At 55.9% G+C, this 22,985-nt stretch carries 22 protein-coding genes and 1 tRNA gene; 19 read left to right on the plus strand and 4 right to left on the minus strand.

From position 1 onward, the window contains the following. Positions 1-174 precede the first annotated feature (174 nt). A complete protein-coding gene (locus tag MIH18_RS09260; protein ID WP_249014372.1) occupies positions 175-1,752 on the plus strand; it encodes a bifunctional aminoglycoside phosphotransferase/ATP-binding protein in 1,578 nt (525 codons plus the stop codon). 83 nt (positions 1,753-1,835) lie between these two features. Continuing rightward, positions 1,836-2,192, plus strand: coding sequence for a pentapeptide repeat-containing protein (locus MIH18_RS09265; RefSeq protein ID WP_249007557.1), 357 nt, complete (start codon positions 1,836-1,838; stop codon positions 2,190-2,192). 42 nt (positions 2,193-2,234) lie between these two features. Here MIH18_RS09265 and sfsA read toward each other — a convergent pair whose 3' ends face one another. Next, entirely contained in the window at positions 2,235-2,966 is a 732-nt protein-coding gene (gene sfsA / locus MIH18_RS09270) for a DNA/RNA nuclease SfsA (RefSeq protein WP_249007556.1), read from the minus strand. A 185-nt stretch (positions 2,967-3,151) separates the two neighbouring features. Here sfsA and dksA point away from each other — a divergent pair, with 185 nt between their 5' ends. The 11 genes from dksA to pgi all read left to right on the plus strand — a co-directional run bounded on the left by dksA (position 3,152) and on the right by pgi (position 15,255). Beyond that, positions 3,152-3,592 carry an RNA polymerase-binding protein DksA gene (gene dksA, locus MIH18_RS09275; RefSeq protein ID WP_249007555.1) on the plus strand — a complete coding sequence of 147 codons (441 nt, stop codon included), beginning with the start codon at positions 3,152-3,154 and terminating at the stop codon, positions 3,590-3,592. A 57-nt stretch (positions 3,593-3,649) separates the two neighbouring features. After that, on the plus strand, positions 3,650-4,558 hold the full coding sequence (gluQRS, locus tag MIH18_RS09280; RefSeq protein WP_249007554.1) for a tRNA glutamyl-Q(34) synthetase GluQRS: 909 nt from the start codon (positions 3,650-3,652) through the stop codon (positions 4,556-4,558). A gap of 72 nt (positions 4,559-4,630) precedes the next feature. Further along, positions 4,631-4,807 (plus strand): hypothetical protein, encoded by a 177-nt coding sequence (locus MIH18_RS09285; protein ID WP_249007553.1) that lies wholly within the window; start codon positions 4,631-4,633, stop codon positions 4,805-4,807. Beyond that, positions 4,797-7,778, plus strand: coding sequence for an ATP-binding protein (locus MIH18_RS09290; protein WP_249007552.1), 2,982 nt, complete (start codon positions 4,797-4,799; stop codon positions 7,776-7,778). Before MIH18_RS09285 ends, MIH18_RS09290 begins: the two co-directional genes overlap by 11 nt. 7 nt (positions 7,779-7,785) lie before the next feature. Further along, the gene (locus tag MIH18_RS09295) at positions 7,786-9,195 is read left to right on the plus strand and encodes a sigma-54 dependent transcriptional regulator (RefSeq protein WP_249014373.1); all 1,410 of its coding nucleotides are present in this window, start codon (positions 7,786-7,788) and stop codon (positions 9,193-9,195) included. A gap of 331 nt (positions 9,196-9,526) precedes the next feature. Beyond that, positions 9,527-9,712, plus strand: coding sequence for a hypothetical protein (locus MIH18_RS09300; protein ID WP_249007550.1), 186 nt, complete (start codon positions 9,527-9,529; stop codon positions 9,710-9,712). Between the two features lie 179 nt (positions 9,713-9,891). Next, complete coding sequence (pcnB, locus tag MIH18_RS09305) at positions 9,892-11,256, plus strand: polynucleotide adenylyltransferase PcnB (protein ID WP_249014374.1); 1,365 nt, start codon at positions 9,892-9,894, stop codon at positions 11,254-11,256. Further along, positions 11,253-11,759 carry a 2-amino-4-hydroxy-6-hydroxymethyldihydropteridine diphosphokinase gene (gene folK / locus MIH18_RS09310; RefSeq protein WP_249007548.1) on the plus strand — a complete coding sequence of 169 codons (507 nt, stop codon included), beginning with the start codon at positions 11,253-11,255 and terminating at the stop codon, positions 11,757-11,759. Before pcnB ends, folK (MIH18_RS09310) begins: the two co-directional genes overlap by 4 nt. Positions 11,760-11,874: 115 nt before the next feature. Next, positions 11,875-12,669, plus strand: coding sequence for a 3-methyl-2-oxobutanoate hydroxymethyltransferase (panB, locus tag MIH18_RS09315; RefSeq protein ID WP_249007547.1), 795 nt, complete (start codon positions 11,875-11,877; stop codon positions 12,667-12,669). Next, positions 12,666-13,514: a pantoate--beta-alanine ligase gene (panC, locus tag MIH18_RS09320; RefSeq protein WP_249007546.1), complete on the plus strand. Its 849-nt coding sequence runs from the start codon at positions 12,666-12,668 to the stop codon at positions 13,512-13,514. The genes panB and panC overlap by 4 nt, the downstream gene beginning before the upstream one ends. A gap of 28 nt (positions 13,515-13,542) precedes the next feature. After that, the gene (gene pgi, locus MIH18_RS09325; RefSeq protein WP_249014375.1) at positions 13,543-15,255 is read left to right on the plus strand and encodes a glucose-6-phosphate isomerase; all 1,713 of its coding nucleotides are present in this window, start codon (positions 13,543-13,545) and stop codon (positions 15,253-15,255) included. On the opposite strand, the gene folK (MIH18_RS09330) is transcribed toward pgi, so the two are convergent. Together folK (MIH18_RS09330) and folB are read right to left on the minus strand one after the other, a co-directional pair. Next, complete coding sequence (folK, locus tag MIH18_RS09330) at positions 15,208-15,756, minus strand: 2-amino-4-hydroxy-6-hydroxymethyldihydropteridine diphosphokinase (protein ID WP_249014376.1); 549 nt, start codon at positions 15,754-15,756, stop codon at positions 15,208-15,210. The two genes, pgi and folK (MIH18_RS09330), sit on opposite strands and share 48 nt — an antisense overlap. Next, the gene (gene folB / locus MIH18_RS09335) at positions 15,753-16,112 is read right to left on the minus strand and encodes a dihydroneopterin aldolase (protein ID WP_249007543.1); all 360 of its coding nucleotides are present in this window, start codon (positions 16,110-16,112) and stop codon (positions 15,753-15,755) included. The genes folK (MIH18_RS09330) and folB overlap by 4 nt, the downstream gene beginning before the upstream one ends. Positions 16,113-16,252: 140 nt before the next feature. Here folB and plsY point away from each other — a divergent pair, with 140 nt between their 5' ends. Next, positions 16,253-16,846, plus strand: coding sequence for a glycerol-3-phosphate 1-O-acyltransferase PlsY (plsY, locus tag MIH18_RS09340; RefSeq protein ID WP_249014377.1), 594 nt, complete (start codon positions 16,253-16,255; stop codon positions 16,844-16,846). Positions 16,847-16,897: 51 nt separating this feature from the next. Here the strand turns inward: plsY and tsaD are convergent, their stop codons facing one another. Next, positions 16,898-17,956, minus strand: a complete 1,059-nt coding sequence (gene tsaD / locus MIH18_RS09345; protein WP_249014378.1) for a tRNA (adenosine(37)-N6)-threonylcarbamoyltransferase complex transferase subunit TsaD — start codon at positions 17,954-17,956, stop codon at positions 16,898-16,900. Between the two features lie 240 nt (positions 17,957-18,196). Between tsaD and rpsU the strand changes: the two genes are divergently transcribed. From rpsU to MIH18_RS09370, 5 genes are all read left to right on the plus strand, one after another. Further along, a complete protein-coding gene (rpsU, locus tag MIH18_RS09350; RefSeq protein WP_007350211.1) occupies positions 18,197-18,412 on the plus strand; it encodes a 30S ribosomal protein S21 in 216 nt (71 codons plus the stop codon). A gap of 159 nt (positions 18,413-18,571) precedes the next feature. Next, entirely contained in the window at positions 18,572-20,308 is a 1,737-nt protein-coding gene (dnaG, locus tag MIH18_RS09355; RefSeq protein WP_249014379.1) for a DNA primase, read from the plus strand. A gap of 107 nt (positions 20,309-20,415) precedes the next feature. Then, positions 20,416-22,266 carry an RNA polymerase sigma factor RpoD gene (gene rpoD, locus MIH18_RS09360; protein WP_249014380.1) on the plus strand — a complete coding sequence of 617 codons (1,851 nt, stop codon included), beginning with the start codon at positions 20,416-20,418 and terminating at the stop codon, positions 22,264-22,266. A 97-nt stretch (positions 22,267-22,363) separates the two neighbouring features. After that, positions 22,364-22,440, plus strand: a tRNA-Ile gene (locus tag MIH18_RS09365). A 68-nt stretch (positions 22,441-22,508) separates the two neighbouring features. Further along, the gene (locus MIH18_RS09370) at positions 22,509-22,979 is read left to right on the plus strand and encodes a DUF2489 domain-containing protein (RefSeq protein WP_249014381.1); all 471 of its coding nucleotides are present in this window, start codon (positions 22,509-22,511) and stop codon (positions 22,977-22,979) included. Positions 22,980-22,985: the final 6 nt, after the last annotated feature.

Raw genomic sequence — 22,985 nt, forward strand, 5'->3', positions numbered from 1 at the left:
CTCTGGTGTCTGGTGTGACTAATTGGTAAACCTACTGACCTTCTGGGGGTTTTGCGAATTAGCCAGACAAGACACTAGCCTTCGCAGCAGGTCAGTTGTGTGTTATTTCCGTAATCTAGCCATTATGATGTCACATCGACAATTAATGGGTTCAAGCAACACGAGGAAAACACTTTGAGCGATTCGCCTCCGAACACACTGGTTCAAGCTTTACAAAACCCGGCTTTGTACGACCATCCGGTTCACCAGTTTCAGGTTATCGAAACTCACATTTCCCAGGTTCTTCTGACCGGTGAGTTTGCCTACAAAATCAAGAAGCCGATGGATTTTGGTTTCCTCGACTTTTCGACCTTGTCGCGGCGCAAGCATTTCTGCGAAGAAGAACTGCGGCTGAACCGGCGCCTGGCAGCGCCTTTGTATCTGCAAGTTCTCCCTATTACCGGCACGCCACAGAATCCGGTGCTGGGTGGCAGCGGGGAAGCCTTTGAGTACGTTCTGAAAATGCGCCAGTTCCGCCAGGATGATTTGTTCGATCGCCAGCAGGAACGGGGCGAACTGGAGCCGGGCCGTCTGGTAACACTGGCGCGACAAGCAGCCGAGTTTCACCACAGCCTGCCGCCGGTTGACCCCGCAAGCCCGCTGGGTTCGCCCGACGCGGTCTACGCCGCCATGCAGGAGAATTTCGACCAGATTCGACCGCTGCTGAGCGATGCCGGCCAACTTGCACAGCTGGACAATTTGGAAATCTGGACCCGCACCACATTCGAATGCCATCAGCCACTGATTGCTGCACGCCACCAACAAGGCCTGGTGCGTGAATGCCATGGCGATCTGCATCTGGCGAACATCACTCTATATAACGATCAGGTAACGGTGTTTGACTGCATCGAATTCAACGAGCCGTTCCGCTGGATTGATGTTATTAACGATCTGGCATTCTTGCTGATGGATCTGGAATCCCGGGGCGAAACCGCCAAAGCCAACTTGGTGCTGAACACCTACCTGGAATATCGCGACGATTTTGATGCGCTGCCTCTGCTGCCGCTTTACAAAGCTTACCGGGCAGTAGTGCGAGCGAAGATTGCGCTGTTCACCATGGGCAATCCATCCTTGGGCGACAGTGAAAAAGAAGAGCTGATGCAGCGTTATAACGCCTACGCTCAGCTTGCAGAAGATTACAGCAGCATCCCAAACCGCTACTTTATTGCCACAGTTGGCTTATCCGCAAGCGGCAAAACCCGTGTCAGCGCCGCTTTGGCGGGCGAACTGGGCCTTATTCGGCTGCGATCGGACGTTGAACGTAAACGTCTACATGGATTGGCGCCGCTGGACGGCAGTCAGTCGCCTACCAGGGGCAACCTGTACTCCGCCGACGCCAACACAAAAACCTATGACCGCTTGGCGAAACTTGCCAGTAACCTGCTTGCTGCGGGCTTCCCGGTTATAGCCGACACGGCCTGTCTGAAAGAACAGGAACGCGCGCTGTTTGCCGCTGTTGCGGAAAACCAGGGAGTGCCCTTTGCGCTGATTCACTGCGAAGCACCAGAGGAGCTGCGAAAAGAATGGGTACGCAAGCGCAAAGGCGACGCATCAGAAGCCACAGAAGAATTGCTGGATGCCCAGAAAGACTGGTTTGAACCCCTGACAGCTGAAGAAAAAATCTATACTGCCCATCTTCGTACCGATCAGGAACATGTGGCAGAAGCCGTTGCAGACCGAATTCGACAGCATTTCGGCCTTCCCCCCAGGTAAGTTCCTGGAGCTACCAGAGCCAAAACGGATTGGATGAACGATGCTCGTTATAGAACCGGAACAGAACGCTACAAGGAAACATCATGCAAACCGACGCCGTGCATCATATTAAAGACCCGCTCTACGAAACGCTTCGCACGGAGGATATTAGCGCCTTCAATGCCAAAAAATCAGTCCGGAGCGACCTACCCAGTTTTTCTCATGGGGATTTCAGAGGGCTGGACTTGCGTGGCATGGATGCCAAAGGGCTAGACATGAGCCACGCCTATTTTCGAGGCGCGGACCTGAGGGGTATAGATTTCAGTCACTCAAACCTGGAAGGCGCCAGTATTGCGGGTGCCAAGATTTCCGGCAGCTTCTTTCCTGACCGGCTTCAAGCCAATGAGATTTTGATGTCTCTGAACAACGGCACACGCATGCGATACAGCACAGGCACGTGACAAGCAGGCAAGTAAAGCTGGACTGCAGAGCTGAACCGGGCGTCAGACTTCAAGAATAACCGGCACCGGTTCGGTTAAAGTCATCTCGCCGGACGGGCTGCCATCATCGTTGGCCAGGTTTGCCCGGTAGGCCATAATCTCTACACCTGCATCACAGGCTTGTCGCAGCAGCTGGCCGTAATGCCGGTCTATGTGATCTGCCGGCCGCACCGTTTCGATAGCCGTGTGATTCACCACAAAAAACAGCACCGCACGATCACCCAGCGCAACCTGAGCCGTAAGCTCTCGCAAGTGCTTTTGCCCACGGATTGTCACGGCGTCTGGAAAAAAGCCCTGGCCGTTCTCCTCAAGCGTTACGTTTTTCACCTCTACCCAAGCATTCGGCTTCGAGTCATGCCCGGAAAGTAACAGATCAATCCGGCTTTTTTCTTCGCCATATTTTACTTCCGGGCGGCAATGGCTATATCCAGTCAGCTCACTGATACAGCCCGCTTCAATCGCCTCGCGGGCCTGGGAGTTCGGTCTTGCCGTATTTATACAGGCAAGGGTGCCAGGAACCGTTTCAACAAGCTCCCAGGTATATGGCAGTTTGCGCGCCGGGTTATTGCTGCGGCTCAGCCACACCCTTCCATCCGCCGGTTGACAGCCCAGCATGCTGCCGGTGTTCGGGCAATGGGCGGTCACCTCGCTGCCATCGGCCAGTCGCACATCGGCCAAAAAGCGTTTGTAGCGGCGAATAAGCCGCCCCTCCAGTAACGGTTGTTCGAACTTCATGCATACCTCTTAGTCGTATGTATTGCAGCAAAGCTGGCACCTCCGCAACTTATCTGCTATTTTCCGCCAAATCCCGTTTCAGGGCGAATGCTTTATAATCCAGGTTTTATACCGTACAGCCACGGGGGCTGACGGGAAAGGAAGCAAAGCGTTCTTGTAGCAGTACTCACAAGAGGCCGGTTTCAATGACCAATAAAACAGCCAATTCAAGCGAAAACTTCACCAACTTCACTCCTTACGAAACGAAAAAGGGTGAAGAATACATGAGCGCGGACATGCTTGAACACTTCAAAGGCCTGCTACTGAAGTGGAAGCAAGAGCTGATGGAAGAAGTGGATCGCACCATGCATCACATGCAGGAAGATGCTGCCAACTACGCAGACCCCAGCGACAGAGCTACCCAAGAGGAAGAGTTCAGCCTGGAACTGCGCACCCGTGACCGCGAGCGCAAACTGATCAAGAAGATCGACAAAACCGTTGGTCGCATCGACAAAGACGATTACGGCTTCTGCGACCAGTGCGGTGTAGAAATAGGCGCCCGCCGGCTTGAAGCCCGGCCCACGGCCACACTGTGCATTGATTGCAAAACCCTGGCGGAAATCCGCGAGCGCCAGACCGGCATCTGACCTGTCTATCAACCTGTCAAAACCGCGCCGACTGCTAGTGCACCGGCGTAATTTGCCATGACGCCTAACGTTTCCTACCGCGGCCGCTTTGCTCCGTCGCCCACCGGCCCTCTGCACTTCGGCTCACTGGTGAGCGCGTTGGCCAGCTATCTGGAGGCAAAGCACCACCAGGGCCAATGGCTGGTGCGCATTGAAGATCTGGACCCATTACGCCAACCGGTAGATGCGACACCCCGAATACTCCACAGCCTGAGCGCCCACGGCCTGATTGGCGATGAACCTGTGCGCTACCAATCCCAACGCCATAGCGCTTACCGCGCCGTTGCTGAAACCCTGATGAAAACCGGGTACGCCTATTTTTGCCGCTGCTCTCGCAAACAGCTGAAGGCGAACCAGGGTCAACACCCCAACCATTGCCGTAACCATTCCTTCAACCCAAGCGTACCCAACGAACACCCTTGGCCGCCCGGCGACTTCGCCCTGCGCTTTGCTTTGCGCAGCCAACGCTTCCGCTGGACTGACCAGCTGCTGGGTGAACAGCAACAGAGCCTGAAGGCAGAAACAGATGACCCGGTGATACTGCGTAAAGAAGGCTTCTACGCTTATCAATTGGCAGTAGTGGTCGATGATATCGATCAAGCCATCAGCCACGTAGTGCGCGGTTCAGACCTGCGCACCATGACCGCAGCTCAGCATCAGATGTTTCAGGCGCTGGGTGCCGTCGTGCCGCAGTTTTTGCACATTCCTGTGATACGTAACCAGCAAGGCCAGAAGCTGAGCAAACAGAACCACGCCCCGGCGCTGGACGACGCCAATGCCAGCGCAAATCTACTGGCCGCGCTGAACGCTTTAGGCCAAAAACCGCCAGCGCAGCTGGCCCAGCAACCACCCGCCACCGTTCTTGCCTGGGCCCATGCCCATTGGCAGCGCAGCGCGATTCCTGTGCCCACCGCCCAGCACTGGTAGCCCGCCATTTCTGACAGCAACGCCGCGATCATGTTATAAAGCCATGAATCCACTGCGGCACGGTTACTCTAGATGTACATTTATCGTCTGGTTTTTTTGCTGGTCCTGGCGATTTACGTCTTCTCTCCCAATATTCTCGACTGGTGGATGTCGTCCGGCAATGCCTGGTACAGCCCGTATCTGATCTGGGCCGGATTGATTGTCATTGGCATATGGTTGGAATGGCGGCGTGATCCCAATGAATTTTAGTGCTGCCGGCCTGCTGCTGGTCAGCGTTGCGTATCTGAGCCTGCTGTTCGGCATTGCCTGGGTATCAGAGAGTGGCTTGCTGCCACGCAAGCTGGTGCGCCACCCGCTCATTTACGTGCTTAGCCTGGGCGTGTACGCCGGCATTTGGTCGGTGTATGCATCGGTGGGTGCGGCGGCGGAAACCGGTTATGGCTTTCTGGCCTACTATGTGGGAATCAGCGGTGCGTTTTTGTTGGCGCCGGTGTTGCTGAATCCTTACATGCGTATCGGGCGGGCGTATCAGTTAACCTCGTTGGCTGACCTTTTTGCCTATCGTTACCGCAGTCAGTGGGCGGGCACTTTGGTCACACTGTGTTCTGGCGCAGCCATTCTGGCTCTGTTGAGCATGCAAATTCAGGCCGTCACCAGCTCTGCCAGCATTCTTGCCCCCGATGTGTCGCCTAACGTAATTAGCGCTCTGTTCAGCGTAACCGTGGTGCTATTCGCCATTTTGTTTGGCACCCGCCGCAACGCCCACACCAGCAACCACCGCGGGCTAGTGGTTGCCATCGCCTTTGACTCACTGGTTAAGCTGTTAGCCCTACTTCTATTAGGCGGCATCGTTCTGTTTGGTGTGTTCGGCGGCCCCGATACCCTTCAGCTCTGGCTGGATCAAAACGAAGCACCCGTCGTTGACATGGCTATGACTATCGACGACGCCAATTGGCGGGCGGTTATGCTGACGTCTTTCGCGTCGGTACTGGTACTGCCACACATGTACCACATGATTTTTAGCGAGAATCCGTCTCCGGCGTCGCTGGCCAAAGCCAGTTGGGGCCTTCCCTTGTACTTGTTGCTACTGGGCCTGCCGATACCGCTGATTCTTTGGGGCGGCCAGGAGCTTGGGGTAACCACCGCGGCCAATTACTACAGCATTGGTATTGGCCAGGCCTTGGGCAGCCCCGCGTTAACACTGATGATGTACATTGCAGGCCTCTCTGCCGCCAGTGGTTTAATGATTGTAAGCACCCTGGCGCTTGCGGGCATGGCCCTGAACCACATTGTACTGCCGTTGAAAACGCCCAAAGATCAGGCCGACATCTACCGCTGGCTGCAATGGGTCAAGCGGCTGCTGATTGCTCTGATCCTGTTTCTGGCTCTGATGTTTCATGAAACCCTGGGTAAAAATCTGCAGCTGTCGATTCTTGGTGCAATCTCTCTGACCGGTACCCTGCAACTGTTACCCGGCGCCCTGGGAGTCATCTTCTGGCCCGAAGGCAATCGCCGCGGCCTGATCGCCGGCCTGCTGACCGGGCTCGCAATCTGGGTGACCACCCTGATACTCCCCTTTTCCGGCGCTGCAAACCTGCTGTTGTGGCTGGACAGCCCGATAGTGCCAAACGCCGGTAACTGGCACCTGTTTATGTTCCTCAGCCTGGGCGCCAACGTCGCGATGTTCGTAGCGGTGTCTGTGCTTAGTTCCAGCAACAGTGAAGAACGCAGCGCCGCTCAGGCCTGTTCGCTCGGAGCCTTGTCGCGGCCGCAGCGGCGCGAATTGCTGGCCACATCGTCTGCAGACTTTGTACGCCAGCTCAGCGAACCTCTGGGACAAGATGGCGCCCAGCGCGAGGTGGAACGCGCACTGTTACAACTGACACTACCCGAAGTTGAGTACCGTCCTTATCAGCTAAGGCGCCTGCGAGACCAGGTGGAAGCCAATCTGTCGGGCCTGATGGGGCCGGAAATCGCCCGTGATATGGTCAAGCGCCATTTGGGGTTCAAACCCATGCAGCGCGCAGCCCAGGATATTCGCTATGTGGAAGGCGCCTTGGGCGACTATCAGAACCGGCTCACCGGGTTAGCCGGTGAGCTAGACAACCTGCGCCGGCATTATCGTCAGACCCTGTTAAACCTGCCCATACCTGCCTGTTCAGTGGGTGAAGACGGCGAAATCCTGATGTGGAACCAAACCATGGAACGCCTGACCGGCATCAGTGCCGACGAAGTGGTTGGCGCGCGCCTGGCCACCTTGCCGCCACACTGGCACCAGCTTCTGAACGACTTTAACCAGGGCGAAGACGTGCACCGCTACAAACACCGATTGGACTTGCGTGGCCGGCCACACTGGCTGAACTTGCACAAAGCCGCCCTCAGCGGACCCGACCATGCCGAAAGCGGCAGCATTATTATGGTGGAAGACCAAACCGAGATTCGCTTGCTGGAAGACGAACTGATGCACAGCGAACGGCTAGCCTCAGTGGGCCGGCTGGCTGCCGGTGTCGCCCACGAGATCGGCAACCCGGTTACCGGCATTTCTTCGCTGGCGCAGAATCTGCGACTGGAAACCGATAACCCGGACGTTCTCGACACCGCCGACCAGATTCAGCAGCAAACCCGGCGCATCTCAAATATTTTGCAGTCGTTGATGAATTTCGCCCGCACCGGCAATCACGCCCCCGCCAACCGTTACGAACCGGTACAAATACGCCGCTGCGTGCAGGAGTCCATTAATTTATTGTCGTTGAGCGACAAAGGCTTGGGCATTTCGTACCTCAACGCGTGTCCGCCGGAGCTGCTCATTCTGGGGGATGAGCAGCGGCTGGTGCAGGTGTTTGTCAACCTGTTGACCAACGCCCGTGACGCCTCGCCAGATGGCGGCGAAGTATGGGTGACTGGTAAGGCTGACGGCTACTCAGCTATCATCGAAATCATCGATCAAGGAAGCGGTATCGCCGCCGACAAGCTTGATCACATTTTCGAGCCGTTTTACACCACCAAACCCACCAATAAAGGTACAGGTCTTGGTCTTGCACTGGTTTACAGCATTGTTGAAGAGCACTATGGCAACATTCAGGCGGAGAGTCCGGCGAAGGGTCCGGCGCAGCTCAACGCCGCAGACAGCCGCAACCCGGGCACCTGCATTCGTCTGAAGCTGCCTGCATACGAGCCCGAAGACACACCCGCTGCCTACAGCCAGAATCAAAGGTCCTAGCACAGATATGCCGCGTATCCTGATTGTTGAAGATGAAGACATCATTCGCTCCGCAGTCCGCAAGATGCTGACCCACGCCGGCTACGACGTCACCGACGCAGGCTCGGTGGAGGAAGCCGAACAACATGACTTGGGCAGTTTCGATCTGATCATATCCGATCTGCGATTACCCGGGGCTCCGGGCACCGAAATGATCCGGCGCGCGCCGGCAACGCCGGTGCTAATTATGACCAGTTACGCCAGCCTGCGCTCCGCCGTTGATTCGATGAAGCTGGGTGCCGTGGAGTACATCGCCAAGCCGTTTGATCACGACGAAATGCTGGCGTCGGTAGCCGCCATTCTGGCGCGCAAGTCCACGATCAAGGCAGCTGATGACAGCAGCGCCGTGACTGCTAGAACAACACCTCAAGCAACCGACTCAGACCCGGCCAGCATCATGTTTGGTCAGTGCGAACCGATGCAGCGGGTGTTCACTCTGATTCGTAAAGTGGCTCCCACTGAAACCACGGTGCTTATCCAGGGCGAGTCCGGCACCGGCAAAGAACTGGCGGCCCGCGCCCTGCACTTGCTGAGCCCACGGGCGACGGCCCCACTGATTTCCGTTAACTGCGCCGCCATTCCCGAAAGCCTGATTGAATCAGAACTGTTCGGCCACGAAAAAGGCGCGTTCACCGGTGCAGTCAGCGCCCGTACCGGGCTGATTGAGGCAGCCAACGGCGGCAGTCTGTTTCTGGACGAAATAGGCGAATTGCCTGCCGAAGCTCAGGCCCGACTACTGCGGGTTCTGCAAGAAGGTGAAATCCGTAAGGTGGGGTCTACCCAAAGCATCAAAGTAAGCGTGCGCATGCTGGCAGCCACCCACCGCAATTTGAAAGCGATGACCCGCACCGGCGAATTCCGTGAGGATTTGTTCTATCGCCTGAACGTAATGCAGGTGCGCATCCCCCCTCTGCGCGATCGCCAGGGAGATATTCTGATACTGGCGCGGCGCTTTTTAAAGCGCCAAGGTGCCAAAATGGGCAAACCCGATTTGCAGTTCAGCGCTGACGCCGTGCGCACTATAGAGCGGCATCGCTGGCCGGGAAACGTGAGGGAACTGGAAAATGCCATTGAACGGGCCACTATTTTATGTGACTCGGAACTGATTACCCCCGCACTGCTGGATCTGAACGGCGACGGCGACAGTGAGTACATCCCTGAAACCCTGGTGGCTGGTGATAACGAGCAAGCCCAAGGTGCAGACATCCAGGGCGATTTATCGCTGGAAGACTACTTTCAGCACTTCGTACTGGAGAATCAGGACCGAATGAGTGAAACCGAATTGGCCCAAAAGCTGGGTATCAGTCGTAAGTCTTTATGGGAAAGGCGCCAGCGCCTTGGCATCCCGCGCAAAAAAACGTCCGGCAACTCGCATTAGTCGCTGCCGACTGCTCTTACTTGTGTTACCAACTGTTTCCCTTGGTAACACTTTCCCCGCCATTTATGACCTGCCGGTAACACTTTCCCCAAATACGGGGTAACACCTACCTTCACGAAAACGCCAAGCGATTGTTTATGATAACTTTTATAAAACTGGCACGGTGACTGCTATGTATCTAGGGCACAACAACAAAAACAAGATGTGACAGCGCAGCGTGCCAACAAGAATAAAAAAATAGCTGCGAGAAGCGCTCAGTAACAAAAATAAAAATAGAGCGCGAGCGAATCGAGTGTTTTGGATGCCTGGCTTTTTAGCGGTCCCTTAGCTTGTGAAGGTTGTTGAGGCAGATAAGAATCGTCAACAAGGCGGCGCTGCCAATACGCAAGGCTTGAACAATGCTTTTGATCGCTCTAAGTATTCAAAGCTTTCTGTTTGTTTGAAATACCCTGATATTGGGGCTTACGGTGGGACACAAAAAGTAAGAAAAATCCCGGCAATAATAAAAATAATTTAGATCGTCAGATTTTTAGTGGGCGGGTTCGTGTAAGCGGATCCGCCCTTTAATTTATGGGCCCAGGTGAATGCCTGGGTACAGGCAAACCATAGCAATCCGCAGCAAACATGTGCAAAAGCGGCGCAAACCGTTAAACTCATGGTTTTTGCTCATCGCCGCTATGGCCGCAACGGATTTCAATGCCTAAAAGACTCGTCGACAAACTGCGCTCGTTCATACCCGGCAGCTCCCGGAAAAAACCTCTCGGCTATCAGCGAAGGGATATTTCACGGGACCAGCACAGTGTTTCCCGCACGGCCATCAGTGAGCCCGCCAAAAAAGTTTTGCATCGCCTCAACAAAGCTGGCTATGAAGCCTACCTTGTAGGTGGTGGCGTGCGCGACATACTGCTCAGTGGCCAACCCAAAGATTTCGACATTGCGACCGATGCAACGCCGGAAGAAGTGCACGAACTGTTTCGCAACTCGCGCCTGATAGGGCGCCGGTTTCGCATTGTGCACGTGGTCTTCGGCCGTGAAGTCATTGAAGTAACAACCTTCCGCGGCAATGCCAACCCCGCCGACGACGACGATGACGATCGCAAAACCAGCGAACACGGGCAGCTGCTGCGCGACAACGTCTACGGCAATCTCGAAGAAGATGCGCTGCGCCGGGATTTCACTATCAATGCCCTTTACTACTGCATCCGCGATTTCAGCGTGATTGACTTCGCTAACGGCATTGATGACCTGAACAACCGTCAGATGCGGTTGATTGGTGACCCGGAAACCCGTTACCGGGAAGACCCTGTACGCATGCTGCGTGCCATTCGCTTCGCCGCCAAACTCGATTTTGCCATCGAGCCGGCCACCGAGGCCCCCATTCCCGAGCTAGCACCACTACTCACTCACATTCCCGCGGCGCGGCTGTTTGACGAGGTGCTAAAGCTGTTTTCCGCCGGTTATGGCGAAGCAACCTTTGACAAACTGCGCCACTACGACTTGCTGGCACCGCTATTTCCCGACACCGCCAGCGCGCTAGCAGCCGGCGAGCCCGACGAATTAATTCGCCAAGCCCTGCGCAACACCGACGCACGCATAGCGCAAGGCAAATCCGTTACCCCGTATTTCCTGTTCGCCGCCATGTTGTGGCCTGCGCTGCAAGCCGAATGGCGCCGACGCCAAGACAATGGCGATCCGGTACAACCGGCTCTGCACGGTGCGATCTCCAAGGTGATTGGCCGCCAGGTACAGGCAACGTCTATCCCCAAGCGATTCTCCGGGCCCATGAAGGAAATCTGGGAACTGCAGATACGCCTGCCTCGGCGCCAGGGAAAACGTGCTCTGATTACCCTTGGGCACCCTCGCTTTCGCGCAGCCTATGATTTTTTATTGGTGCGTGAGAGCGCCGGCGAGCTTGAACCCGGTCTTGGCCAATGGTGGACACAGTTTCAGCGCCTGGACGAACGCGCCCAGGAGCGCATGATTACAGATCTTGACAGCGGTGAAGTCAAACCTCGCAAGCGTCGGCGTAAACCGGTTAAGCGGCCAACTCAGGATTCATGATGACCGACGTATTTGTTGGCCTGGGTAGCAACCTGGCAGACCCAGCTGCGCAGCTGGGTTGCGCCATTGCAGAACTGGCAGCCTTGCCAAATACCACGCTGGTTGCGCAATCCCCATTTTATGCCAGCAAACCGGTGGGCCCTCAGGACCAGCCAGATTATGTTAACGGTGCAGCATGGCTGAATACCGGCCTGGCGCCTCACGTTTTGCTAGACCATTTGCAGAATATTGAACAGGCCCACGGCCGCGAGCGCTTGCAGCACTGGGGGCCACGCACGCTGGACCTTGACGTCTTGCTGTTCGGCCAGCAAACGCTAAACGATGACCGTCTGACGGTACCCCACGCACAATTGTCGCAACGAGACTTTGCCCTGCAACCCCTGCTGGACTTAAACGCGAAGCTGACCCTGCCCGACGGCACCCCAGTAGCCTTGCTGCGCCAGCAGTGCCCTGACAACCAAATACGTAAACTGCCCCCAGTCGCTACAAACGGGCACTCCTAACCACCCGAAATTTGCTAGTGTTAGGGTTGGAACGATACTGTTTCAGCAGCAGATTCAATTGTGGAGATCCGGCATAGCCGGTATTTAGACCAACTATCGCAAAGGCGAGGAATTTATGGCCGTTACCATCAACACACTGCGGGAATACAAACAGCGCGGCGAAGCATTTTCCGCGCTGACCTCCTACGATGCCACCTTTGCCCAACTGGTCAGCGAAGCCGGCGTAGACGTCATTCTGATTGGCGACTCGCTCGGCATGGTACTGCAAGGCAACGACAGCACATTGCCCGTCACCATGGATCAAATGGTGTACCACGTCAGCTGCGTCGCCAAAGGCAATCGCGGCTCGCTGGTGATGGCCGACATGCCATTCATGAGCTACGGCACCACCGAAGCCGCACTGGAAAACGCGGCAGAGCTGATGCGTGCCGGCGCCCACATGGTCAAACTGGAAGGCACTGACTGGATGCGCGATACCATTCAGGCGCTCAGCGAACGCGGTGTTCCAGTATGCGCACACCTTGGCCTGACACCACAGTTCGTCAACAAGTTCGGCGGCTATAAAGTGCAAGGGCGAGATGAAAAGGCCGCAGACCTCATGGTTGAACACGCCTGCGAACTGGAAGCCGCCGGCGCCGATGTTATTCTGTTGGAATGCGTGCCCGCCGCCCTGGCTGCACGCATTGCAAAAGCCGTCAAGGCACCGGTGATCGGTATTGGCGCAGGCGCCGACACCGACGGCCAGGTGCTGGTGGTACACGACATGCTGGGCATGACCCCTGGCCGCAAACCGCGCTTTGTGAAAGACTTTCTGGTTGAAAACGGCTCCGTTGCCAAAGCCCTGGCAGCCTACGCCAAAGCCGTTAGCGAGCGCACATTCCCCGCCGAAGAGCACACGTTCAAAGCATGAGAACTGTCAACACCATTAAAGAGCTGCGCGCTATGGTTCGCGGCTGGCGTCAGCAGGGCAAAACCATCGCGCTGGTGCCCACCATGGGCAACTTGCACGAAGGCCACCTGTCGCTGGTTCGCAAAGCCGCAGAAGCCGCAGACATCGTGATAACCAGCATCTTTGTGAACCCCATGCAGTTTAGTGCCAGCGAGGATCTCGACAGTTACCCTCGTACCCTGATGGAAGACCAGAACCTGCTGATGGAAGCCGGTAACACATTGCTGTTTACGCCTTCCGCTGCGGACATTTATCCGGCGGGCCTGGCTCATCAGACCAAAGTGGTGGTGCCTGATGTCAGCGACGGCCACTGCGGTGCCAGCCGGCCTGGCCACTTTGACGGCGTGGCCACCGTTGTCACTATGCTGCTAAATATGGTGCAACCGGATTTTGCTCTGTTTGGCGAAAAAGACCTGCAGCAGTTAACGATTATTCGCAAGCTGGTGCGCGACCTGATGCTGCCGGTCGAAATTATTGGCGGCGCCATCGTGCGCGACGGCGATGGCCTGGCAAAAAGTTCCCGCAATGGCTATCTCAGCATTGAAGACCGGGCACTTGCGCCGGCTCTACACAAGATTCTTCAGACCATTGCGAAAGACCTGCAAACGGGTGACACCCACTTTGCACGCCTGTCTGAACACGCGAAAACAGAACTGCTGAATGCGGGTTTACGACCCGACTACGTTAATATTGTTAACAGCCAGACCCTGAAGCCAGCAACCGTCGATGATCGCGAGCTCGCCATTCTGGCCGCAGTGTTTCTGGGCACTACCCGGCTCATTGACAATATTTCACTGGTCCGCTGACCGGCTCCGCCCTGTTACGGAAGACTCTGTGCCCGGCGACCCAAGCGCCGGCCATTTTGCGAAGGACGCCATCATGCAAGGCCATGCATCAACACCAGCCGCCACAAAAGCCTGGCAAGCACTGTTGCACCATCAACAGCGGCTAACCACGAAGCCTATGGCACAGCTGTTCGCCGAGGACAGCCAGCGGGCATCACGCTATTTGCTTGAAGCGGCTGGCCTGACCCTGGATTTCTCCAAAAACCGGCTTGATGATGGCGTCCTCGCCGATCTGATGGCCCTGGCCGAAGAGTGCCAACTGGCCGCCCGCCGCCAGGCGCTGTTTGCCGGCGAGCCGGTGAACAACACTGAAAATAGGCCCGCGCTTCATACCGCCCTGCGAGCAAGTGCAGATCAGACTATTCAAGTGAACGGCAAGAACGTGATGGAGGAAGTTCACGCCACGCTGGAACAAATGCAGCAGTTTGTTAACGCTGTTACCGGCGGTGAACGCCGCGGTTGCACGGGCGAGCGTTTTACCGACGTGGTCAGCATTGGCATTGGTGGCTCTTTTCTGGGACCAAAGTTGGCGACAGAGGCGCTAACGCCTTATCACCACGGCGGGATGCGGTGCCACTACGCAGCCAATATCGACGGCACTGAAATCTGCGAGATTTTGCGCCAGGTAAGCCCGCACACCACGCTGTTTCTGGTGCAGTCAAAATCCTTCAAAACCCCCGAAACCCTGGAGAATGCCAAAGTAGCCCGCGACTGGCTGGTTCAGCATTGCCCGCAAACAGACGCCGTTGCGTGCCACTTTGCGGCAGTATCTGCTAACGTCGACGCCGCTCAAGCCTTCGGTATCGACGCAGACAGCCTGTTCCCGATGTGGGACTGGGTTGGCGGGCGCTATTCGCTCTGGTCGGCCATTGGTTTACCGGTTGCCCTGAGCATAGGCATGGACAATTTTCGCCAATTGCTGGCGGGTGCCCAAACCATGGACGAACACTTCATGCAAGCGCCATTAGCGCAGAATATGCCTGTGGTGATGGCCATGCTGGGTATCTGGTACAGCAATCTCTGGGGCGCCTGCAGCCACGCCATTTTGCCCTATGACCAATATTTACGCAGCCTGCCAGATCACCTTCAGCAGTTGGATATGGAAAGCAACGGCAAACGCGTGACTCGCGCGGGCGTTGCGGTCACCTACCATACCGGCCCGATCATCTGGGGCGGGCTCGGCGCCAACGGACAGCACGCCTACCACCAGCTGATTCACCAGGGTACCCGGCTGATTCCGGCAGACTTCATTATTCCGCTGGTCAGCCACAACCCCATTGCGAATCATCACGCCGATCTGTTCGCCAACTGCCTGAGCCAGTCCCAGGCCATGATGGCCGGAAAAACTCTGGAACAAGCCCGGCGCGAATTGATTGCCGAAGGCCTGTCAGCGCAAGACGTCAACCGCCTGGCCTCGCACAAAGTGGTACCTGGAAACCAACCCAGCAACACTCTGGTGATGCAGCAGCTTACGCCTTATACACTGGGCGCGATGATCGCTTTGTACGAACATCGTACCTTTGTACAGGGTGTTATCTGGGATCTGGACTCGTTCGATCAGTGGGGGGTAGAGCTGGGCAAGCAGCTGGGAAAAAACATTCTGCCGCGCCTGATGGGCCAGCCGGCACCGGCAAACGCGGGTAACAGCGACAGCTCAACCGATGCCTTGATCGCTCGTTTCCGCGCCGCCAACGGCGCTTGAAATTATACCGCCGCGCCAGCTGAAGTTGACCTTATGCAAAGGTGGGCCAGCGCGGTGTAACTGCCATAAATCCTGATAGCTTTGTCCGCACTGGGGGTGCAAACGCGACCCGGCCACATCCGCTAAAGGCTTAAGCACAAACGCGTTCACCAATATTTCGGCACGTGGTAATTCCACACCGCAAAACACGCCAACCTTTTCACCGTAAGTCAGAATGTCGATATCCAGCGTTCGCGCGGCGAAGCGGGCGCTGCCCCGAACCCGGCCATGGTCGGCCTCTAACTTCTTAAAGCGGCGCGACAACTCGGCCAGCGGCATGGCGGTATTGAATCCCGCAACCATATTCAAAAACGGGGAACCGTCAAAACCCACCGCCGGGCTTTCATACACCGGCGACAAAGCCAGCTCACCAAACCAGTCGGCCAAGGCATCTAACGCGGCCTGCAAACAGGCTTCGCGATTTTGGTTGCTACCGATACCCAACAGCACCGGAGTGCTCACAGGCGGCGCCCACGCTCGATGCTGACGCCTACCGCAGAGGCTGCCGGTACGGCGCCGGGCTTGCGAATGCTCAGCCGCAAAAACTCGATACCAAACGTCCGTTGCAACTCGGCCGCTAGTACCTCTGCGGCGTGCTCCAGCAACTTCGGTTGCAACGCCTGCAGACAGCGAATAACGCAGTCGCTAACCGCCGCGTAGTCCAGCGCGTCCTTGACGTCATCAGACGCGCCAGGCACGCGGTTGTCCCAGTCCATGTCCAGATCTACCACCAGGCGCTGGGTAATGTCCCGCTCCCAGTCGTATACTCCTACAACGGTTTCGACCTCCAGGCCCTCAATAAACACACGATCTGCCACAGACACTCCAGATGATGCTGCACTTTTTTCGGATTGAATCGGCCCGACAGCGCAGCTAAGGTTAGTTATCAGACTCGACAAATTTAGCTATTTTCGCACATTTTGGTTCAAGTCGTCTGCGCCAGCCAGGACACATCACTATGACATTTGCCAGCGCCCCCGTTTTAACGGTAATGCTGTGTGCCGCTGCATATGTTGGCGGCTCGGTGCTGTTCGCCATACCCATCAGCCGTGCCTGGCAACTGCCTGATCCGCGCGCTCAGGGCTCTACCAATCCGGGCACCACCAACGTATTTCGCAGCGGTGGCTGGGCGCCAGCAGCGCTAACGCTGATGCTGGATGCCGGCAAGGGCTGGCTGCCGGTATGGGCGGCGCAACAATGGGGGCTATCAACAACCGTTCAGGCGGCAGTGGCCCTGTGCGCAGTCACCGGCCATATGATCCCGGTGTTCTATCGCTTCAAGGGCGGAAAAGGCGTCGCTACGGTTCTCGGTGCCGGCCTGGCACTGGCATACACAACCACATTGTTGATGGCCGCAATATGGCTTTTGGTCATGTGGCGCTGGCGCATCTCGGCGATGGCGTCCTTGGTAGCAGTGCTCAGCGGGCCTTTGCTCAGCGCGCTGTTTCAACCCCACACTCTGCCCGTCTTCAGCCTACTGGCGTTACTGGTGTTAGTTCGCCACCGCAATAACCTGATTCGAATGGCGCAAGGGCGCGAAACCCGCTTCTAGCCAGCACTGCCTTCAACTTATTGGCAATGCCTGCACTCTAAACCCTAACCATCAGGCACCCGCCAGGCCGTCATCGCAACGCTGAGTCAAGGGCGGCAAGGTATCCAACGGCCAGCGCGGCACCGCCGCAATGCGATCACCGTCTTGCTGCCCTGCCCGCAAGCGCTGGGCGCCGGCGTAAGCAATCATTGCGCCGTTATCGGTACAGAACTCCGGCCGCGCGTAAAACACCGATGCGCCAAGTTTCGCCGTCATCGCCTCAAGCCCTGCCCGAAGCCGCGTGTTGGCGCTGACGCCACCGGCGATCACCAGACGTTTGCACCCGGTGAGCTTTAACGCGCGCTTACATTTGATCGCCAGGGTGTCCACCACCGCAGATTCGAAGGCCAGGGCAATATCAGCACGGGTCTGATCGCCCAGATCACCGGCTTCACGCGCGGCATTAACGGTATTCAGAGTAAAGGTCTTTAACCCGCTGAAGCTGAAATCAAGCCCCGGCCGGTCTGTCATCGGCCGCGGAAAGCGATAACGTCCGGCCTGCCCTTTTTCAGCCAATGCCGCGACTCTGGGCCCACCCGGGTAATCCAGTCCCAGCATTTTGGCGGTTTTGTCGAACGCTTCTCCGGCGGCGTCGTCAACCGACTCACCCAAAAGAATGTACTCGCCGATACCGCTGACCTGCACCAGCTGGGTGTGGCCACCAGACACTAACAACGCAACGAAAGGAAAAGCCGGTGGATTCTGCTCAAGCATTGGCGCCAACAAATGCCCTTCCATATGGTGCACGCCCAAAACTGGAATCCCCATACTGAAACCCAAAGCGTGAGCCACGGCGCCGCCCACCATTAACGCGCCCACAAGGCCGGGACCTGCGGTGTAGGCAATACCTTCGATGTCTGCACGTGCAAGCCCTGCCTCGGCCAAAATTTGCTCGATCAATGGCAACAGCTTGCGAACGTGATCGCGGGAGGCCAGCTCGGGCACCACCCCGCCGTAGTCAGCGTGTATCGCTACCTGACTGAACAACGCATGGGCCAACAAACCACGCTCGGTGTGGTAGAGTGCCACGCCGGTTTCGTCACAAGACGTTTCAATACCTAAAATCAGCATAGTTATTAGCCATTAAAATAAAAGAAGCAAAATGCAGAGGCGACGCATTTTAGCAGAAACTCGAGACCCACCTGCAGTTTCACAGAACAAACATTGACCGCAACCCAACCCAGGGGATATAGTTGCCGCCCTAAATTACGCACTGGTCGAGTTTTAATCATTCCTGCCAGTGTTAGAACCGCTCAGGGCAAGCCCAGCGGAACCCATAGAACCGAATATACCCAGGTAGGTGATTTTCGAATGCCAGCTGTTAAACTGAAAGAGAATGAGCCGTTTGACGTAGCCCTACGTCGCTTCAAGCGTTCCTGCGAAAAAGCAGGCGTCCTTTCCGAAGTGCGTCGTCGTGAGCACTACGAGAAGCCGACTTCTGTTCGTAAGCGTAAAGCTGCTGCTGCCGTTAAGCGTCACCTCAAGAAGCTTCAGCGTGAACAGCGCAAGTTTGAGCGTTTGTACTAGGTTTTAGCAACGCTGCTTGACTGCAAAATTAATCGCCTGAACGGCTACAGGCCGCTCAAAGCGATTTAAAAATGCCGCCGAGGCCTGGCTTCGGCGGCATTTTTGGCTATTGGCCATCCTGCTATTACGGCCCCGCCTAAGGCCACACTCGGAGCCCGAATGAGCGGACTGATCCCGCAACGGTTTGTTGAAGATCTGCTAGACCGGATCGATCTGGCCGAGCTGATTGGCTCTCGCGTTACCTTGAAGAAAGCCGGTGCGAATTACAAAGCTTGCTGCCCGTTTCACGATGAAAAAACACCGTCGTTCAATGTGCGGCCAGACAAAGGTTTTTACCACTGCTTCGGATGCGGCGCACACGGCGACGCGATCAGTTTTTTAAAGGAATTCGAAGGCCTGGGTTTTACCGAAGCAGTTGAAGATCTGGCGCGCAGAGCCGGCATGGAAGTGCCCTACGATCAGGCGGCCAAGCAGGAAATGCAGCAAACTCGCACGCTGACAGAGGCTCTGGATTTCGCCAGCCGTTTTTATCAGCAGGCGCTAAGCAGCGAAGCCGGTGCTTTTGCCCGCGACTACCTGCAGCAGCGCGGGCTGGATCAGGCCATTATCCAGCAATATCAGCTAGGATTTGCCCCCGCCGGCGGCACAGCATTATGCGACGCTGCGGGCACCAGCTTTAAAGAACCGCTGCTGGAAACCAAAACGGTATCCGACCAATATGGCCGGCCCAGAGATCTGTTTCGCAACCGGGTGATGTTTCCAATCCGCAACACCCGCGGCAAAACCATCGCCTTTGGCGGGCGTACTCTGGGTGACGACAAAGCCAAATACATCAACTCGCCGGAGTCTGATGTCTTTCATAAGAGCCGTGAAATATACGGCTTGTATGAAGCGCGGCAGAACTTGAAGCAGCTGGACAAGTTGCTGGTTGTAGAAGGCTACATGGACGTCATCGCTTTGGCCCAGCACGGCATTCAGTTTGCCGTGGCAACGCTGGGCACCGCCACCAATCATGACAATCTGAGCGCCTTAATGCGCCAGGTACGCCACATTGTGTTTTGTTTTGATGGCGACACAGCGGGTTTTCGCGCGGCAGATCGCGCACTGGAAAACGCACTGGAACTAATGGCCGACGGTCTGCATCTGCAATTTCTGATGCTACCCCAAGGCGAAGACCCGGACACCCTGATTCGCAAAGAAGGTGCCGAAGCCTTTAGTAGACGGATTGAAGCGGCTATACCGCTGTCACGCTATCTGTTCGATCGCCAGAGCGATGGCTTGGACTTAAAGTTGCCCGAACACCGCGGAGAGTTGCGCGCTCGGGCCGAGCCCATGCTCAACAAAATGCCCAAGTGCACGCTGCGCGACGCCATGTGGCATGAAATGCTGCGCCTCTGCAGCGGCCGCGACCAATGGCAGAAAAAACCTTGGCAGGAACGGGGTGGCAACAAAGGCTGGCAGCGGGAACGAATACAAGAACAGCGGATTGACGTAAAACTGAGCAAAGACAGCTTGCTGTGTCTGGCCTTGACAGAAGCGCCAGATCTGGCCGCAGAAGTGGCCGAAGCCGCTCGTGGCTCACGGCAATTTATTCAGGCAGCGGCCTTCGCCAACTGGATCCTAGGAAGCAAACTTGCCAATCAACCGGCACTAATTAGCGCTTTAGCGACAGACGTTCAAGCCAGAGACCGTTTTTTTCATTTGTTTGACGGCATTGAGCATATACCCGCACGCGAGCACACACTGGAAGCGGCACGGGAGCTTCTCAGCCCAACCGAGGAGGCATCGCGGCAACAAAGGTTTGTCGAATTGGTGCGCAATTTGCCCAATCTGAGTCCTGAAGAGCGCATTGAATTACGTACATTAGGCAATGGCACAAAGAACAACGGGACTTGAAAATTTAAGCACTGGTCACCATCTAACCATTCGGTGGCAGAGCATTAGGTCGGCAGCTATACTGGTTGCTTAATATTTATTTACTTTAGCGGGCTTACAGGGTGTCTATGTCGGGCAATTCGCAAAAATCACGTTTAAAAGACCTCATCGCGCGAGGCAAGGAACAAGGTTACCTGACTTACGCCGAGGTGAACGATCACCTTCCGGAAGACATCGCTGACCCGGACCAAGTCGAAGACATCATTCGCATGATCAACGATATGGGCATTCAGGTATCTGAAGTTGCACCAGACGCTGATACGTTGATTATGACTGATGGTGATTCAACCGCCGATGAAGCAGCGACTGCCGAAGCTGCAGCGGCTCTGGCCGCAGTAGAATCCGACGCCGGGCGCACCACCGACCCGGTGCGAATGTACATGCGCGAGATGGGTACCGTTGAACTACTGACCCGCGAAGGCGAAATTGTTATCGCCAAGCGTATCGAAGAAGGCATTCGCGACGTGATGGCTGCGGTTGCCCACTTCCCCGGCACCACCGGTACCGTAATCCAAGGCTACGATCGCATTGTCGAGAATGAAGGCCGGTTGAGCGATATTGTTGCTGGATTCCTTGATCCTGACGACGCCGAACCGTTCATGCCGGAAGAGCCTGCCCCGGCACCCTCTGCCAGCACCGAAGAAGCAGACAGCGAAGACGATGCGGATGATGCCGAAGAAGAAGAAACCGAGAGCGGTCCAGATCCCGAAGAGACCCGCCTGCGCTTTGACCTGCTAAAAGAAAAACTGACAGTCGCCAATGAGCTCTTGGAACAGCACGGCCGCAGCGACAAGCGCACCCAAAAAGCCCTGAACGAGCTGGGCGCGGTGTTTGCCCCTTTCAAGTTAGGCAACAAAGCGTTTGATGGACTGGTGAACGTTGTTCGTTCCACCAACGACATGATCCGTCAGAATGAGCGCACCATCATGCGCATCTGCATTCGCGAAAGTAAGATGGATCGTAAAGAATTTATCAAATCGTTTCCCGGCAACGAGATCAACTTAGACTGGGCTGAAAAAATTGCTCGCAGCAAGAAGCCCTATGCTTCTGCGATTTCCGAGCGCCTGGACGAAATCGTGCGCTTACAAAAGCGCATCAAAAACGTACAGCTGGATGTAAATTTAGACGTTGTCGACATCAAAGAAATCAACCGCCGGGTGTCCATTGGCGAAGCCAAGGCCCGCCGCGCCAAGAAAGAAATGGTAGAGGCGAACCTGCGTCTGGTGATTTCCATTGCCAAAAAATACACCAACCGCGGTCTTCAATTTCTCGATCTGATTCAGGAAGGCAACATCGGCCTTATGAAAGCGGTCGACAAATTTGAATATCGCCGTGGCTACAAGTTCTCAACCTACGCTACCTGGTGGATTCGTCAGGCCATTACCCGCTCCATCGCGGATCAGGCCCGCACCATCCGTATTCCGGTGCACATGATTGAAACCATTAACAAGCTGAACCGAATTTCGCGCCAGATGTTGCAGGAAATGGGCCGCGAGCCCACGCCGGAAGAGCTGGGCGAGCGCATGGAAATGCCGGAAGACAAGATTCGCAAAGTGCTGAAAATCGCCAAAGAGCCGATCTCCATGGAAACCCCGATTGGCGACGACGAAGACAGCCATCTGGGCGATTTCATTGAAGACATTCAAGCCTTGTCGCCGGTAGATTCTGCCACAGCCGAAGGCCTCCGCGAAGCCACCCGCTCGGTGTTGGCCGGCTTAACCGCCCGCGAATCAAAAGTATTGCGCATGCGCTTTGGCATCGAAATGAACACCGACCATACATTGGAAGAAGTCGGCAAACAATTTGACGTAACCCGCGAGCGGATCCGCCAAATTGAGGCCAAAGCCCTGCGCAAACTGCGTCATCCATCGCGTTCAGACCATTTGCGCGGCTTTATTGACGATCAAGGCAACACTTAAGCGTCACAGCACTGGCGAGCGCCTGCTCTCATCGTTATAATGGCGCTCGCTTTTGTTTGGACTTCGTAAGCAAAAGCATTGGAATACCCCGCGTTACGGGCCTTTAGCTCAGTTGGTTAGAGCAATCGACTCATAATCGATTGGTCGCTGGTTCAAGTCCAGCAAGGCCCACCACCCGTATACTCGTCAAATCTCAAAGCATCTCCAAAGCGCGAAAACGTATCGTCAACACGGAGCATTTCATGGAAAGCTGGCAAGAATGGCTGTTAATTGCATTTGGCTTGGGCGCTATTGTCCTTCTGGCGCTGTTTATATACCGCCAACGCAATGCATTAAGCGCTGATCAGCGACGTAGCGAAAAGGCGAGCGAGTTCGCGCGCAAGCGGCGGGAATCGATGATTGAAAGTATCCGCATCTTGGCTCAGGCGGTAGAGGCGAATCAGGTTGAGTATTCTGAGGCCTGCTTGCGCATCAAAGGCCTGCTGGATCATGTGGAGCCAGCGCTTCTGCAAAAATCGCCGTTTGCCGTTTTTCAGCAGGTGCACGACAAGCTACAACACATGCCTACCCATCAGGCCCGGCTGGCAACTGAGCCGAGGTTTGTCAATAAGATGGACAAAGAACGTTATGCCATTGAACAGGGTCACGCCGACGAAATTCGCCGCGCAGCCACTGCCATTCGGGTGCATGTATTCAGCGAGGGTGTGAACTAGTAGGGC

The sequence above is a fragment of the Marinobacter sp. M3C genome (genome assembly GCF_023311895.1).
Classification (GTDB): Bacteria; Pseudomonadota; Gammaproteobacteria; order Pseudomonadales; family Oleiphilaceae; genus Marinobacter.